Here is a 15,778-nt window from a genome sequence, read left to right on the forward strand (position 1 = left end):
AAAAGGGCGATGTATGTTTACATCGCCCTTTTTTCATTCACTTTTCTGTTCACACTTACGCAAATAATTGGGTAGCCAGATTACGCTGAACCTCTTGTGCCGATGAAGCGCTAAGTTCAATTTCAATCGCATCCGCTTTGCCTGAAAGCCAAATTTTCAGCTCTGCATCGGTATCGAAATGGCCGGCGGTTTCTACCACAAATTGCGTAATCGACTTGTAGGGTATGGAATGGTAATTAACCTTACGTCCAGTTAAGCCCTGCTTGTCGATTAAGATTAAACGCTTGTTCGTAAACACGCTTAAATCCCGTACCAGCTTAAAGGCTGCCGTGACAGATTCATTGGCCGCTAAAATCGGCATAAGCTCTTCATTCACCGCTTCTGCGCTGGTTTCACTGGCGTTACCCAATAAGGTATCAAAAAGTCCCATTACTCACTCCTATACAGACGCTAATTTAACGCGCCATTGAACACGGTGCGCCAAAGGCTTTGGCTTGTCTAGCGCAAACCCTTGGCCGAAGTCTACTCGAAGCTCTTTGAGTACATCGGAGGTTGCACTGTCTACCACAAATTCAGCAACAGTTTGCTTGCCCATGCTATGCGCAATATTATTAATCGCGGTTACTGTAGCATGATCAATAGGATCGTGAGCAATATTTCTCACAAAGGAACCGTCAATTTTAACGTAGTCTACATCAAGGTTTTTCAGGTAAGTAAACGACGACATACCGGCTCCAAAGTCGTCCAACGCAAAGCTGCATCCCAACTCTCTTAGTGTCGAAATGAAATGCTTGGCAGCGTTTAAATTAGTCACAGCTGTGGTTTCAGTGATTTCAAAACAGATTTTTTCTGCCGGAATACAGGTGCTTTGCATACGCTGGGTTATTTTAAGCAATGTCATTTCATCGCCCAGGGTAATGCCCGATAGGTTAATGGCGACTTTACCTAATTTGTCCACATGGGCAGGGTTTGACTCCAACACCTTAAGCGTATTATCCACAACCCACATGTCCACCTTGTTCATTAGCCCGTGGCGCTCGGCTAACGGAATAAATAGTCCAGGACTGATTAAGCTGCCATCGCTACCCGTTAAACGTAGGAGGATTTCATAATGCTCAAGCTGCCCAGTTATTTTCGTGAAGGTGTCTGATAACGGCATAATGGCTTGGCTATACAACTCAAATCCATCATATTGAAGCGCCCTGTGCAGAGTATGAAGCACATCGTTTTCGTGCTTGTTTAAACATGCTTGTTCATCGCTAGCATGAAAAATAAAGTATCGGTTTCGCCCTAAATGCTTGGCTCGATAACAGGCATTATCTGCCGCCTTAATAAGCTCTGCGGCACTGGTGGATTTCGCCCCTATTTCAATCACGCCGATACTAGCGCCGACAAAAAACAATTTGTCATCATACACAAACCGGTAACTAGACACCGCCAGCAACAGCTTGTCTAATTTCGCCTTCACACTGTCGATGGTTTGGCCGCGATAAATAATACAAAATTCATCGCCACCAATGCGGGCCAGCAAGTCGCTTTCATCAACGTGTTGTTTAAAAATACCTGATACTTCTTTTAGCAGTTTATCTCCTGCGGGGTGGCCACAACTATCGTTAACCAGCTTAAAACGGTCCATATCAATAAAACACATAACACTGGTATTTGTGACGCTATCTGCCTGCGCATAAAGTGGCGTCACTTTACTGTCTGCAGGTAACAACTCTTTCTCGTCGCCAATTTCCTCGATAAGCAACCTAAGTTGATTATCAAAGGCATAGCGGTTCATTAACCCCGTTAGCTGATCGTGATTTGCCTGAAATATCACTTCAGCTTGAAGCGCCTGTTCTTTGGTTACATCTCTTGCTATCCCCTCAACGGCAATAAGCTGACCATCGTCATCTAAAATGGGGGTATCGGAAAATTCGAGCACATGCTCTTCGCCTTGCGCACCGGCATAGTTAACAAGATAAGGTTCAGGTTTTTCGCCACGCATGATGGTTTTACGGATACTCAAGGTTTCATCAGGCACTTGCTTTACGAGGCGAACTTCGTTGGTACAAAAATGACTAGGACTAAAACCTAATATCGTTTCTATTCCAGCACTGACATAAATAAACTTATGATCGCGGGTTTTGGTATACACGAAATGTCGGTGCATCCCATCGACTAGACGCTTGTAACGTTCTTCACTTTGCTTTAGTTCTTGTTGCGCTTTAAACCTCTCGGTTACATCCCGAACCGTTAAGGCAATGTTATTCCCCGCTTTCACTACTTGGATTTTAATCCAGTCTGGCGCAACTTTATCGGTGGTGATTGCAGCGTAACTCTCATAGGGTGTACCGGTCTCAGCCACCTCATCTACCTTTTGGCAACTGTCTTCTAAACCCAGATAGACAAGCTGCGCCTTAAGGCTCATTTTACTGAGTTTTTCAAAGGCGCCTCGAAACAAAAATCGACTGTAGCGGTTAGCTTCTACCAAGCGGTAGTTATTTCCTTCCGGCTGGTAAATTAACATCGCATCCAATGCCGCTTCACTTGCGGTAAGGTAGCGCTGCTGGCTAAGAGAAAGGTGCACCGCACCTTTGAGTTGTTTGTGAAATATCCAGCTGGCGAGTGCAGCCATGAATATACCAATAATCGTTACCAGTTTTCCTGGTTGATAGGCATTAACCTGCGATTGCATCGATAGCGAAAACTGACGATCAATAAAGGGGAATGCCTCGGTACTCACTATGGTGCCGTCTTCTATTAGCTGACCGCTGGAAAACAACACATCTTCGTCACTGATTAAATCGAAGTTAAACTGAGGGCCAACCAGCTCACCTAGCATGACACCAAGGATGGTTTGAACATCGAATCCAGCCACAATGTAGCCATGCTCAGGCTCTTGCGGGCTAATCGCTCTGCCCACTAAAATGTGATGATGATGCGTACTTGGCGAATAAATAAGCGTACTGGAAAATTGCTCTGAAAGTACTGGGATGGTCAAACCTGTTGCCGCCAAAGGCTGGCCGATTAACGCCGTTGAAAGCCGAGTTTTAGAACCAGCTTCTGGTGTCGCGACCCATTCAATCACCCCTTCGTCGTTAGCGAAGGTCAACGAGCTAAACCCCCGTTGCATGCCCATCAGCGAAACCGCTTGCGCATTAAACCAATCCACTTGGTTTGGTTCAAAGGTTGGCCAAGTTCGCATGAGATTAACCATGGCCTGAATACGTTCGTTCGAAAAGACCTCTAAGCTTATTTTTACTTGCTCAGCCACCGACTGCGCTTTAGAAATCCGTGCGCTACTTTCATCCCTCTCTAGATACACGCCAGCTAATGCAAAAAAAATAGCTAATAGTACAAATAGGATTACCGGTAAGGCATATACGCGGTGGCTGATTCTTTTGTGCATGACGACTTCTCCCAGTCAATGAGAGGCAAGACTAAAGTATAAATATGAATAAATTATGAATTTTCGTCGCCATCAATCGGTGCTAGGGTATAAATACAAAACGTCTAACTACCTATATACAATGACAGAAAACACACCTTCAGTAGAATTTGCTGACGTCGAGGCGGCTGCCGCCCGCATTCAGGCGCATGTTAAGCACACTCCCCTTCTTGAGTCTCACTTACTCAATAGTTGGATGGGGCATCGTATTTTGTTTAAAGCAGAATGCTTACAGACCGTAGGCGCATTTAAGCTTCGCGGAGCCATTAATGTTCTGGCAAAATTAAAAGAGCAAGACCAACTCCCCCATGCGGTAGTGGCGAACAGTTCTGGTAATCACGCTCAAGCGGTGGCCTATGCCGCTACCCTATTTGGCATTAAAGCCACTATTTTCGCCAGTGAAACCATTTCCCCCGTGAAAGCGGCAGCTACCCAAAGTTATGGGGCAGAGCTGAAGCTTTACCCCACACGATTAGAAGCCGACGCTGCCGTGGCCCACGCAGCAGAAGATCCCGACACCTTGTGGGTCCCTCCTTTTAATCACCCCGACATTATTGCAGGGCAAGGCACCGCAGCCCTTGAAGCGCTCAACGAAATAGACCACCTTGATGCGGTATTTGCCCCCTGTGGTGGCGGAGGCTTGCTATCTGGTACTTTAATTGCCACCCAAGCTCTGCACCCCAACGCGGGGGTTTATGGCGCCGAACCTGCCGCGGCAAACGATGCATCTATGTCTTTACAACGAGGGGAAATTGTGGCGTTAGAACATCCTCCGCAAACCCTAGCAGATGGTGCTGCCACACCGAGCGTAGGCGATATTACTTTCGGTTTTCTACAGCAATTAACTGACTTTTATGAAGTAGATGAGTTACAAATTGCTTATTGGACACAATGGCTGCAACACTTGTTAAAACTCCATGTGGAACCCACCTGCGCGATGTCTATGGCCGCAGTGGCCTCTTGGGCTGCGAATACAGAGCCGGGTAAAACTGCATTGGTGATGTTGTCGGGTGGAAACATCAGTCAAGCCACCATGAGTAAAATTTGGGAACGTGACTTTTTACTTCAGCCACCTATATTAACCCTGGACGATAACGAAGAAGAATGATGAAAACGACATTTTTTACCCCCTTAGTTGCGCGCTTAACCATTGCGGCGTCGCTATTTTGCTTAGCCGACGGCCACGCTGCCACCCTGGTCAATAACGTTAAGGGCTACACCCTTGATGAAGCTGGCAAGCGCATAAGCTTTACCAATATGGTTATAGAAGAAGGCAAGGTGCTGGCGCTGGATGTTCAGCCCGATAATCATCATATCGACGAGGTTATCGACGGTGAAGGGAAAGTGATGTTGCCAGGCCTCATTGATGCCCATGGCCATTTGCTAGGGTTAGGCGCAAACCTTTTGGAAGTGAATTTGCGCGACAGCAAAAGTGCAAAGCATGCAGCCAGCATGGTGGCAGATTATGCCTTTGCCAATACCACACAGGATTGGATAACTGGGCGAGGTTGGAATCAGGAATTATGGTCGGATAGAGCCTTTCCTCGCGCCCAAGACTTAGACAACGTCGTGTCAGATCGCCCCGTATTTCTTACGCGAGTTGATGGCCACGCTGCATGGGTAAACAGCAAAGCAATGGCACTTGCTGGCATTACCAAAGACACGCCGTCCCCTGTGGGTGGTGAAATTCTTAAAGACTCAGACGGCAATCCCACTGGTGTGTTTATTGATAATGCAGCAGCATTGATTGAAGCTTATTTACCGTCAGCGAGCAGTGAAATATACGAACAGCAACTTCATGCTGCAGGTGAGCACTTACTTGCCAATGGAGTTACCGCAATGCACGATGCTGGCGTAAACAGAGAAGTTTATGACTTCTATTTAAAAGAGGCGGTTGAGGGAGATTTACCGGTACGCATATACGCCATGATCAGTGCGACGGACCCTGATCTTAAAACGCTACTGGCAAACGGGCCAATACGAGACAAAGAGGACTTTTTGTCTATTCGCTCAGTGAAGGCCTATGGCGATGGCGCGCTAGGCAGTCGCGGAGCAGCATTGCTTTCGCCCTATTCTGATGCGCCTCATCAGCATGGCCTGTTGCTCACCCAACCACAAGACATGGCCCCCTTATTTACCACAGTGATTGGTGCTGGGTTTCAATTGAATTACCACGCTATTGGCGACAAAGCGAATCATGTTGCGCTTAATGAATTTGAAAAAACATTTGCTGCTATTGGCGGTAGTGAATTACGTAACCGAATAGAACATGCGCAAGTTATCGCGCCTGAAGATCTTGCTCGTTTTGCCGAGTTAGACGTGTTGCCATCGATGCAACCTACCCACGCCACCAGTGATAAAAATATGGCGGAAGATCGCATTGGTAAAGACAGGATGAAAGGCGCGTATGCGTGGCAAACTTTACTTGAATCAGGCATTCCTTTGCCATTAGGCTCAGATTTTCCTGTCGAACTGGCAAACCCATTTTATGGTTTGCACGCTGCGGTAACCCGTCAAGACAGAGACAATCAACCGGTGAAAGGCTGGTATGCACACGAAGCGCTTACTATTGAGCAAGCCTTTAAAGGCTTTACATTAGATGCCGCTTACGCGGGACATATGGAAGATACGCTTGGCACACTTACGCCGGGCAAATGGGCTGACTTTATACTGGTTGATCAGGACATCTTTAACATTGATGAAAAAGACATTTGGAAAACCCAAGTGCAGGCGACTTACATAGCTGGCAAAAACGTCTATTCGAAATAGCCGTTGTTGGGAGGAAACGCTTTGGAAATTGTAGTTATACCGGTTACGCCATTTGCTCAAAACTGCTCGCTTATTTGGGACGCAGGTAGTAAACGGGGGGCATTTGTTGACCCCGGCGGAGATATACAGAAACTCATCTCTGCGGCGTCGGATCATCAGGTCACTATTGAAAAAATCATTCTTACCCACGGTCACTTAGACCATGTAGGTGGCACCGTCGAACTGGCTAAACATTACGATGTGCCGATAATAGGGCCACATCTGGGGGACAAGTTTTGGCTAGATGCCCTTATGCAGCAAAGCCAAATGTTTGGCTTTCCCCCTGCCACGCCCTTTGTGCCTAACCAATGGTTGAATGACAAAGATACCATTTCAGTTGGCGAGCTAACGCTTGAGGTGCTGCACTGTCCGGGACATACCCCTGGCCATGTGGTTCTGGTGGAGCGAACGAGTAACAAGGTTATTGTAGGTGATGTGATTTTTGCAGGCTCGATTGGGCGCACTGATTTCCCTCAGGGAAATCATCAACAGCTAATCGATTCAATAAACGCGAATATTTTAACGCTGCCTGACGATATGGTGATTTATCCTGGTCATGGCCCTACTACCACGGTAGCAAAAGAAAAAGCCAGCAACCCTTATGTTGCGGGGCAATGGGGTTAAGTGCTAATAGAAGTGCCAATAGAATAGCTTTCCTGCCCATTAAAAAAGGCGAGTGATCCACTCGCCTCTTACTATTCCCATTACCTATTGGTAGGCACCGCTGGCGTAATGAAGTTCATAGCTGTGACTATAAATTTCTAGAATGTTGCCAAACGGGTCTTCCATGTAAATCATGCGGTAAGGCTTCTCGCCAGGGTAGTAATAACGCGGTGCTTTCATGCGTTTCTTACCACCCGCTTCTACAATCTTTTCTGCCAAGCCTTCAACATCTGGGTCTTGAACACAGAAATGGAACACGCCAGTTTTCCAGTATTCGAAGTTATTTTCAGGGTTTTCCTGATTTTTAAACTCGAAGACTTCTACACCTACACGGTCGCCCGTTGAAAGGTGAGCAATACGGAACTTATCCCAACCTGCACCAAATACGTCGGTACACATCTCGCCAATGGCGGAATCATCTTCAACAATCTCAGTGGGCTTCATAATTAAGTACCAGCCTAGTACTTCAGTGTAAAATTTAACTGCGGCATCAAGGTCTGGAACCGAAATACCAATGTGCGAAAACGTACGTGGATAAGGGGTGTTAACTGCTTCAGTCATCTTTATCTCCTCGATGTAAAGTATGCACGTATAGTAACTAGACAAAGCAAATACTAGAAATTATGATTAATTCTCAAATCCATAATTTAAATTTATACCATGCTAAATCCACAGTGGCTTGATACGTTCAAAGTGCTAGTAGAAACGGGGAATTTTACCCGTACCGCAGAACAACGATTTATGACGCAGCCCGGTGTGAGCCAACACATAAAAAAATTGGAAGAAGCCTGTGGCTGTGAGTTAGTCATTCGCCTAGGTAAAGGTGTAGAGCTAACTGAACAAGGGCAACGGGTTTACGACTATGCGCAAAGCTTGAGTAAGCATGAACAGGCACTCATAGAAAGCTTAAAGTTTGATGCGCCCTACGAAGGACAGTGTGTAATTGGTTGCTCGGGTGCGTTGGCTCAGCGTTTGTACCCTGTACTTGTTGATTTACAGGTTGCCCATCCGAGTTTGAGTATACATCTAGAAGTTGCGCCAAACCGAACCATACTCAATAGCATCCACGCATCTACTCTAGAATTAGGCATCGTCACGCAACAACCGGATGAAGAAATGTTTTCGTCTGAAAAGATCGGTAGCGAATCTTTGGGGCTTATATTACCCAAAGGTGCCCTTGGTAATTTAAGTACCAATAGTTCTGATAATAATACTGCAAGTAGCGAAGAGAAAGACATTGCCGATATCTTGCTATCGCTTGGGTTGATTAACCACCCCGACGCCATGCACTATCTAAAACTTTACTTTAGCCACTCGGGCGAGCAAGCCCTAATGCAATTAGATCCTAATCGGTTGCCAAAGCGTGGTTACATTAATCAACTGTCTCAAATTTTATTGCCCGTAAGCAAAGGGCTGGGCTTTACCGTACTGCCCATTAAAGTGCTTGATAGCTTTGCCAACGCCACTAAAAGTTTAACAATATACCCTGCCACAAACGATGTTGCCGAACCACTTTACTTTGTGAAAACACCCCACCGTTCGTTGCCACTACGCTATCAAAAAATTCAGTCGTTGATTGTAGAGACCCTTAACGTATAGTCGCTCTACGTTTGAACAATCGCAGCAACGTTGCATTGACTAAAATTGATAGCTCAATTGCACATAACCGAAGCGCGTGGTGGAGGTAGGCAAACCCTCTTGCGACCGAACTGATTCAAGGTAATCTCCCGCGAACAATAGCGAGAAACCTGCATCGAACATCCATGTTTTATCCTCTGTCCAAAAACGGATACGGGAATCGACTGTGTGGCCAATATCATCACCGCTTTGGCCAGACGAATCTTGGTATTTACCGATAACAAAGCTATCGGTGTTTGACGATAAGGTGGCCGCTGAATAATGAACCCTTACATCCCAGTTAGCATGGGGGCGAAGTTCAACACGAAACCCTGTCGCAGTTAGGTTTGCAGGTGTTAACGGCCCATGAATAGAAGTATTGTTTAAGTCGGTGCGCCTGCCGCCAAATAGCCGTTCGAACTGACCATAGCGGTTATCATTAGGGTTATCATCACCACTGGTGTAGTAGTGCTGAAAGGCTAAGTTTGGGTTTAGCCAGTGATTAAAGGTGTAACCCACACGAAACAATAACATGTTCGCGCTCACGGCCAAATCTTCGTTGTCTATCACGTCACTGCTGCTATGCCGGCTGCCTTGTCGATGGGCAGCTTCTATATCGAGGTTCCATTGCTGAGGTTTGTGTTTACGAAAAATCCGAAAACCCGAGGTGAGATAGTGACGATTCGGGGTTGGGGTATGATGCCGGTCTTGTTCATCGAAGCCGTATACAAATGCTTCCGTCCATAAATTTGAAACGAGTGAAGGTAGTGTATCTGCGTGTCGATAATGAAGACCCCATATGCGTCGCCCCCATTGCTCTTTATCTGCTTGCCAATGATTAGATAGTACCTCATCTTTGTCATCGACCAATCGTGCAATCGGCACCACATAAAAGGCATGAAGTTCATTACTACTGTCGGTGGTCGTCTGGGAATAAATACCTGTGTAGCTTTTAATGACATTGGCGTAGCTTACCCGCTCTATTTGCCGCTTCGATCCAATAGACACCGTTTGCCTTCCTACAGTGAGCGTATGCCGGGAGTGGGTTTGAGGTTGCACATAGCTAAGCAGACTAGGCAGCCCCGAAAAAGCAACATAAGCCTGCAGTACATCAGCGGTATTCACGAAGCTGCTAGACAAGGGGGTACTGTCATCTCCCCAATAACTGCGACTGTCTTGAATTTCTACGCCTATCGTGATGTTTTCATAACGGTACTTCCCATGGAGTAGAGTGCGAAAAAGTAGTACCTCGTCGCTCCCTTCCTCGCCAGCCCTAAATTGGCCGTCTAGGTTTTCGTATCTGCCTCTAATTTCACCTTCAACAGTAAACCCTTGGGCATGAGCGGTAAGTGACATGACCACGCATAGCGAGGTAATAAAAAGCACTGCAAAGAGCACGTTATTCATAAAGCCGGAACACTTATTCATACCCATCCAAGTATCATCGAAAAATCATAGAACTGCGGAGCATTGACGTATGCCCCGGCAAGTCACATATGAAATTTGTAATATATGGATATTCAGATATGTAAGGATAGAAGTCAATTACAGTACGGTGACAATTACGTGACAGTTATGACTTTCGACTGATACTTCACATTCTTTGAATAAAGTGTTGATCGGAGTCTTCGCAACCATAGTCATTACATGCCGATGCGGTGTAGTAGTAAGTGGTACCCACCGCCACATCGGTATCTTCATAGCTGCGCGATGCTCCACTGTATACTTGTGAACCTTTGGTGCTACTGGCAGTAGAACGGTATAGTGCGTAATAGCTCACTTCGCCCGTGGCCTCGCGCCAGCTTGCTGTAATACTTGTGTCAGTGGTGCCTAAGTTTACCCCGCCATCGAGCACAGGCGCTTGCCCCTTAATCTCAATATAGTGTTGGTCTGAGTCGGCGCAACCATAGTCATTACATGCCGATGCGGTGTAGTAGTAAGTGGTACCCACCGCCACATCGGTATCTTCATAGCTGCGATCGTCACCACTGTACATCTGTGAACCTTTGGTGCCACTGGCAGTAGAACGGTACAGCGCGTAATAGCTCACTTCGCCCGTGGCCTCGCGCCAGCTTGCTGTAATACTTGTGTCAGTGGTGCCTAAGTTTACCCCGCCATCGAGCACAGGCGCTTGGCCCTTAATTTCAATATAGTGTTGGTCTGAGTCGGCGCAACCGTAGTCATTACATGCCGATGCGGTGTAGTAGTAAGTGGTACCCACCGCCACATCGGTATCTTCATAGCTGCGCGATGCTCCACTGTATACTTGTGAACCTTTGGTGCCACTGGCAGTAGAACGGTACAGGCGTAATAGCTCACTTCGCCCGTGGCCTCGCGCCAGCTTGCTGTAATACTTGTGTCAGTGGTGCCTAAGTTTACCCCGCCATCGAGCACAGGCGCAGTAGCACGCGCCATCGATGACTGTTCTGTATCACTGCAACCGTGCTCATTGCATGCAGATACTATGTAATAATAAGTACTGCCGTTAACTACCGATTTATCTAGAAACGTCACACTATTACTATCGGCAATTTTGCTCCCTTTGCTGCCTTCCTCGGTGGAGCGATAAATTTCATAGGTGCTTACCTCGCCTGACGCTTCTTTCCATGTCACTCGAATGCCATCGCTTTCGTGATTTAGTGAAAGTGCCTTCAATATACTGGGGCGTTTATCACCCACTTCGATAGAAACGGCATGCTGCACCTCGTAGGTATCTGAGTGACTTAACAGGGTAACAGTAAGCGCATGCTCTCCCCTTGAAGTAATCGCCACGTCGGTTTGCCACACGGTGTTACCATGCGATGAGCGCAGTGGAATGACATTAAACTCCGGGTGTTCTACTAATACAGCGGTAGCCGGATAAGCCGTCTCTACCGTCAACGAAAAGCTTTCGCCAGGCGCAACGTTTTCTGGCAAATCGATGTCAACACCCTCGTTTTCATCGCTATACAACTTGTAGTCAATCCATGCTTTTACGCCATTAGAATAATAAACTGGGGCACCATTAGCCTGAATAAACCACTTAGCGGTGTGCATCGTCCCATCATTCCCTTCGCCGTTGTAAAGTGGCAAGTGAATGTCTAATGTTTCATTCGCTGGCCACGTTGACACTGGTTGGATGGCGTGGGTATCAGAAAGGGCGCTGTGTGTAGAAAGCGGGTCGAGAACGAATTCAATGTTCTCTAAGCTTCTTCCCGAAAGATTGACCAAACGCCACTGCTTGTCGTAGCTTTCGGTGAAGGCAATAGCCGAACCGTTAACTGGCTTATCAGCGCGATAATCAAACGAAACTAAGTTACGCCTTGCCGCAAGCACGTCTATTTCTACATCAATAGTAACGGAATTATTGCTGCTATCGGTTACAGTTAACGGTAATGTAAGTTGGGTAAGTGCGTCCACTTCACGACTGGTTACCTTTACTATCCCATCAAAATTATCTTCTATATCAACATTATCTGCACTTCCCCATGTATAAAAGTAAGGGCTTATACCACCGGTAACAATTGGCTCAATAAATAGCACTGAGTTTGACGGCATACTGTAACGTTCAACCACAACATTTAGGGTCGCATTTGCCGGCTCGCGGGCGATAAGAGTTTGTGTGCGTTGTGCAAATAACGTGTTGCTATCCATGTGCAACGCGGTGGCTGTAACCGAAGTATAGACGCCCTCAGGCGTGATTTTGGCTGAACGATTATCGAGTACTGCTACCGTGGCATTTTCTGCTTCCCACGTCACCTGATAGTCATCGTAATCATCAACTGTATCTCCCCCTATGCCGAAATGCGCTTTTACGTATATATCTCCTTCATGAAAACGGGTTTCCGCAATGATCAGATCCTGCTTACCCAGAGAGTCTCTCACCCTCTGTCCGTCAAAACCGTCATATACGACTAGATGCTTTGACTGCCCAAACCCTTGTACTTGGTAGTTCACATTGGCCTTAACCAGAAACGGCTTTTCAACAATCGTAAGCTTATCAGCCTTAACTTCTGCGCTATAACATGCCTGTTTATTGTTCACACTGTTTTTGGCTAACAAATTAGTATGGGAGTCAATGTTAGTGACAAAGGCAGTGTTATCTAGACCAATCACATCAATAGTAGTGAGTTGCACGGATATAGGGTGTAGCCCACTATTTTGAAGGTTTAAACATACCGAAAGCACACCTTCACTGCCTTCTGAATTTGGCGTAAATGCAACGGATTCTATTTCCGCAGTCAGTAGCCTAGACGCATAAAGATCAATAGCCTCAAGACTCACACCAGTGACATTATTATCATTGTCGTATACGTAAAACCGTTGCAACTGACTGGCCGATTTTAGCTTGCTAATTTCTGTATCAAACTGTTGCCTTAATGTGGTGTAAGCCGTTACCGCTGCCGTTAATTGTTTGTTTGAGAGTGAATCAGCGTAATGGGTATCTTCATGGAAGGCTAAATGTGCCTCCTGAAGTAGAAAAGACAATCGTTGCTCTGCAGGCATAGCATAGTACGCCGCCTCAATATCAAGGTAAGCGAGTATTCCTCTCAAGGGTAGATGGCTTTGCAACTCTAATAGAGCATAAGCGGTATCGAGTACCACATACTGCTTACTCGCTCGACTTAACTGCGTCATGTAGTAGCCACTGCCCACAAGAGAAGCCACGTTTTTATATGCCACACTACTTACAGAAAACGCACAGTCGATAACCTTACCTTTGGTGATCTTACAGTCGTTATAAATGGTAGTAAGGTCGCTCGCGAGCTGACCCATGTCATCGACAATTGCGCTCACTACAGGATCTGACTCAAGGATAATAAGTGCAAGTTGATCCGACAGATGCTCTGCACTATTTCCCAGCATATCTAACGCACATGCTCTCAGTTTTTCATCGAGGCTATCTTTGCTCGGAAAGGCGGTTTTATTAATACAATCTATAAGGTTATCCGCTAGGTAATCGACAGCTGTTTTTCCTCCATCTGGAAGGCCTGATTGTACTTTATCGGCACCCGATTCAATGGTAATGGAAACTAACTCTTTTAGTGCCATACCCATAATACTCTCTTTGTCGATCAAGCCTTTTAGCGCTAACTTTAGCCCTTCCGCATATTTCAGCTGATCCTCGACATGCGCCTTCCAACCGCTTTGTGCGATATCAAAACCTTCTATGTTTTCAGAAAACTTCACCGATAATCCCGCGCGCAGTTGCATAAACATACTGGAGTAAACATAGCGCTCTATCCGATGATTAATATTGCTCTTGTGCGTTTGAGCAATACCAATGACGTCTGAAAAACGGCTTGTGTTAATGCTATAGTCGCCGTTGAGATATTGCATATAACGAGAAAATAACCCTATGCTCGTTAGGCTGGTAATATGTGCTTGCTGATAAAGGACATCTAGTTCGTTGATACCGCTTCCTGCGCTAAAGCGCGCAGCGACGAGTTTCCAATAGGTACTGGAGTCTTCATCCAAAGTATCGAGATTAACTTCGGTAGTATCACTGCTTTGATAGACAGTTTGGAAATATTGAGAGCTCTGCAAGTCTTGTGATGACACAGTAATACCATTAGTGGGATTACCATCGCTATCGAGCGTCGCGAGAAAATGATTCACAAGCAGCGGATTAGAAAACTCAAAAGAAGAAATGGTGGGTCTAGCGCTAAGTTGCCCTAATGTTACTGATTCATGATAAAAAGTGATGGTGTCACCTTCTTCATAGCTGAACTCGCCCACTTCAGTCGTGACACCGGTTAACCCACTTGAGGTTCGATAGCCTATTCCAGTAACATTTTCAAAGACCCCAGTAAGTATTGTTGGAGGAGGAGGCTCTGGGGTTTCAGGTTCTGGGGTTTCAGGTTCTGGGGTTTCAGGTTCTGGGGTTTCAGGTTCTGGCGTTTCAGGCTCTGGGGTTTCAGGCTCTGGGGTTTCAGGCTCTGGGGTTTCAGGCTCTGGGGTTTCGGGTTCTGGGGTTTCGGGTTCTGGGGTTTCGGGTTCTGGGGTTTCGGGTTCTGGGGTTTCGGGTTCTGGGATTTCAGGCTCTGGCGTTTCGGGTTCTGGCGTTTCAGGTATGGACGCTATAGGCTCAGGAGACTGACTATCGTCTTCGCCTCCAGAACAACCTACCAACGAAATACTCATAAGGGCTAACACTAACAAACGGGTCAACGTCATTGCTGAGGCTCCTATCATGGAATGGCGGACACAAAATAAACATCATCTAAGTTCATCCCTGACAGCATTACGCCCAGCACTGCTACATAAATTAAATCTGATACATGTTAATACCATGTTTGGCAGCGCCCCTATGTGTTTGAAAATAACATGAGAGGCCATCTGAATCCTTCCCTGAATCGCGCACATTTAGGGAAGCTTAAAACCAGACAGGGGGGGACTAGTTAGTGTTAGATTCTGCATTACCATCGTGAAGTGAAGGGTCGGGAGCACTCATTGCTTCCTCTTGTTTATGTTCGGGAACATCCACTTTACCGCTGGCAATTACCTCGCCTTGCTGCCATAGCTTCCATTCACCACGCTCGTAAATATCCCATTGTTCGTCATGGGTAAGTGGCGCAGTGGCAATGATACTCACCACATCGTTGGGTGTGGTCTCAGCGGCAAAATCTATTTCTACTTCCACGTCGCTCAGGCAGGCTGGGCCAAATGGGGCACGGCGGGTAATGCTCGCCATTTTGGTGCTACAAAATGAAAACAACCAGTCGCCATTGCTTAATAAGCAATTGAATACACCCTGCTCTGCGTAACTTTTAGCAATGGCCACTAACGCATCGGCCAATTGTTGCGGCATGGCATCCCGGGGTAAACGCTGACGCACCTGATTCATTAAGTCGCAGAACATGGCTTCGCTGTCGGTATCACCAACGGCCTCGTACATGCCTTCTTGTGGAACAAAATTAGGCAGCTGCCCATTGTGGGCAAACACCCAATACTTGCCCCACATTTCACGGGTAAATGGGTGCGTATTAGCAAGGTTAATATTGCCCACATTGGCTTGGCGAATATGACATATCGCCGTTCTACTTTTAATGGGTAGGTGAGAAACAAACTCTGCAATTTTAGAGGTTGCACAGGGTTCAGGATCGTGGAATAAACGAACCCCTTTACCTTCGTAAAAAGCCATTCCCCAGCCGTCTTTATGCGGGCCTGTTTCGCCACCACGACGGGTTAAGCCAGTAAAGCTAAAACATAAATCAGTTGGTGTATTGGCGCTCATGCCAAGTAATTCACACACAATAAACTCTTTCATCATTG

The 15,778-nt window shown here is 46.4% G+C and carries 11 protein-coding genes; 4 read left to right on the plus strand and 7 right to left on the minus strand.

The genetic code is table 11. The features are described 5' to 3' along the window. Nucleotides 1-55: 55 nt before the first annotated feature. Nucleotides 56-430 (minus strand): PH domain-containing protein, encoded by a 375-nt coding sequence (locus tag EP13_RS15770; protein ID WP_044058119.1) that lies wholly within the window; start codon nt 428-430, stop codon nt 56-58. 9 nt (nt 431-439) lie between these two features. Further along, entirely contained in the window at nt 440-3,397 is a 2,958-nt protein-coding gene (locus tag EP13_RS15775) for a sensor domain-containing protein (protein ID WP_044058120.1), read from the minus strand. A 121-nt stretch (nt 3,398-3,518) separates the two neighbouring features. Between EP13_RS15775 and EP13_RS15780 the strand changes: the two genes are divergently transcribed. From EP13_RS15780 to EP13_RS15790, 3 genes are read left to right on the plus strand one after another with little or no spacing between them, the layout of a single operon-like run. Then, nucleotides 3,519-4,544, plus strand: a complete 1,026-nt coding sequence (locus tag EP13_RS15780) for a serine/threonine dehydratase (RefSeq protein WP_044059068.1) — start codon at nt 3,519-3,521, stop codon at nt 4,542-4,544. Continuing rightward, on the plus strand, nt 4,541-6,205 hold the full coding sequence (locus EP13_RS15785) for an amidohydrolase (RefSeq protein WP_156026770.1): 1,665 nt from the start codon (nt 4,541-4,543) through the stop codon (nt 6,203-6,205). Before EP13_RS15780 ends, EP13_RS15785 begins: the two co-directional genes overlap by 4 nt. A 21-nt stretch (nt 6,206-6,226) precedes the next feature. Next, complete coding sequence (locus EP13_RS15790; protein ID WP_044058121.1) at nt 6,227-6,868, plus strand: MBL fold metallo-hydrolase; 642 nt, start codon at nt 6,227-6,229, stop codon at nt 6,866-6,868. 84 nt (nt 6,869-6,952) lie between these two features. Here the strand turns inward: EP13_RS15790 and EP13_RS15795 are convergent, their stop codons facing one another. Beyond that, on the minus strand, nt 6,953-7,468 hold the full coding sequence (locus EP13_RS15795) for a lactoylglutathione lyase family protein (protein ID WP_044058122.1): 516 nt from the start codon (nt 7,466-7,468) through the stop codon (nt 6,953-6,955). A 99-nt stretch (nt 7,469-7,567) separates the two neighbouring features. Between EP13_RS15795 and EP13_RS15800 the strand changes: the two genes are divergently transcribed. Beyond that, a complete protein-coding gene (locus tag EP13_RS15800) occupies nt 7,568-8,506 on the plus strand; it encodes a LysR family transcriptional regulator (RefSeq protein WP_044058123.1) in 939 nt (312 codons plus the stop codon). A 39-nt stretch (nt 8,507-8,545) separates the two neighbouring features. On the opposite strand, the gene EP13_RS15805 is transcribed toward EP13_RS15800, so the two are convergent. From EP13_RS15805 to EP13_RS15820, 4 genes are all read right to left on the minus strand, one after another. Then, on the minus strand, nt 8,546-9,952 hold the full coding sequence (locus EP13_RS15805) for an alginate export family protein (RefSeq protein WP_197035937.1): 1,407 nt from the start codon (nt 9,950-9,952) through the stop codon (nt 8,546-8,548). Nucleotides 9,953-10,118: 166 nt separating this feature from the next. Continuing rightward, entirely contained in the window at nt 10,119-10,649 is a 531-nt protein-coding gene (locus EP13_RS15810) for a fibronectin type III domain-containing protein (protein WP_044058124.1), read from the minus strand. Further along, nucleotides 10,631-14,680: a fibronectin type III domain-containing protein gene (locus tag EP13_RS19310; protein ID WP_052364452.1), complete on the minus strand. Its 4,050-nt coding sequence runs from the start codon at nt 14,678-14,680 to the stop codon at nt 10,631-10,633. Before EP13_RS19310 ends, EP13_RS15810 begins: the two co-directional genes overlap by 19 nt. Nucleotides 14,681-14,900: 220 nt before the next feature. Beyond that, on the minus strand, nt 14,901-15,758 hold the full coding sequence (locus EP13_RS15820) for a class II glutamine amidotransferase (RefSeq protein WP_044059072.1): 858 nt from the start codon (nt 15,756-15,758) through the stop codon (nt 14,901-14,903). Nucleotides 15,759-15,778 lie beyond the last annotated feature (20 nt).

The sequence above is a fragment of the Alteromonas australica genome, assembly GCF_000730385.1.
Classification (GTDB): Bacteria; Pseudomonadota; Gammaproteobacteria; order Enterobacterales; family Alteromonadaceae; genus Alteromonas; species Alteromonas australica.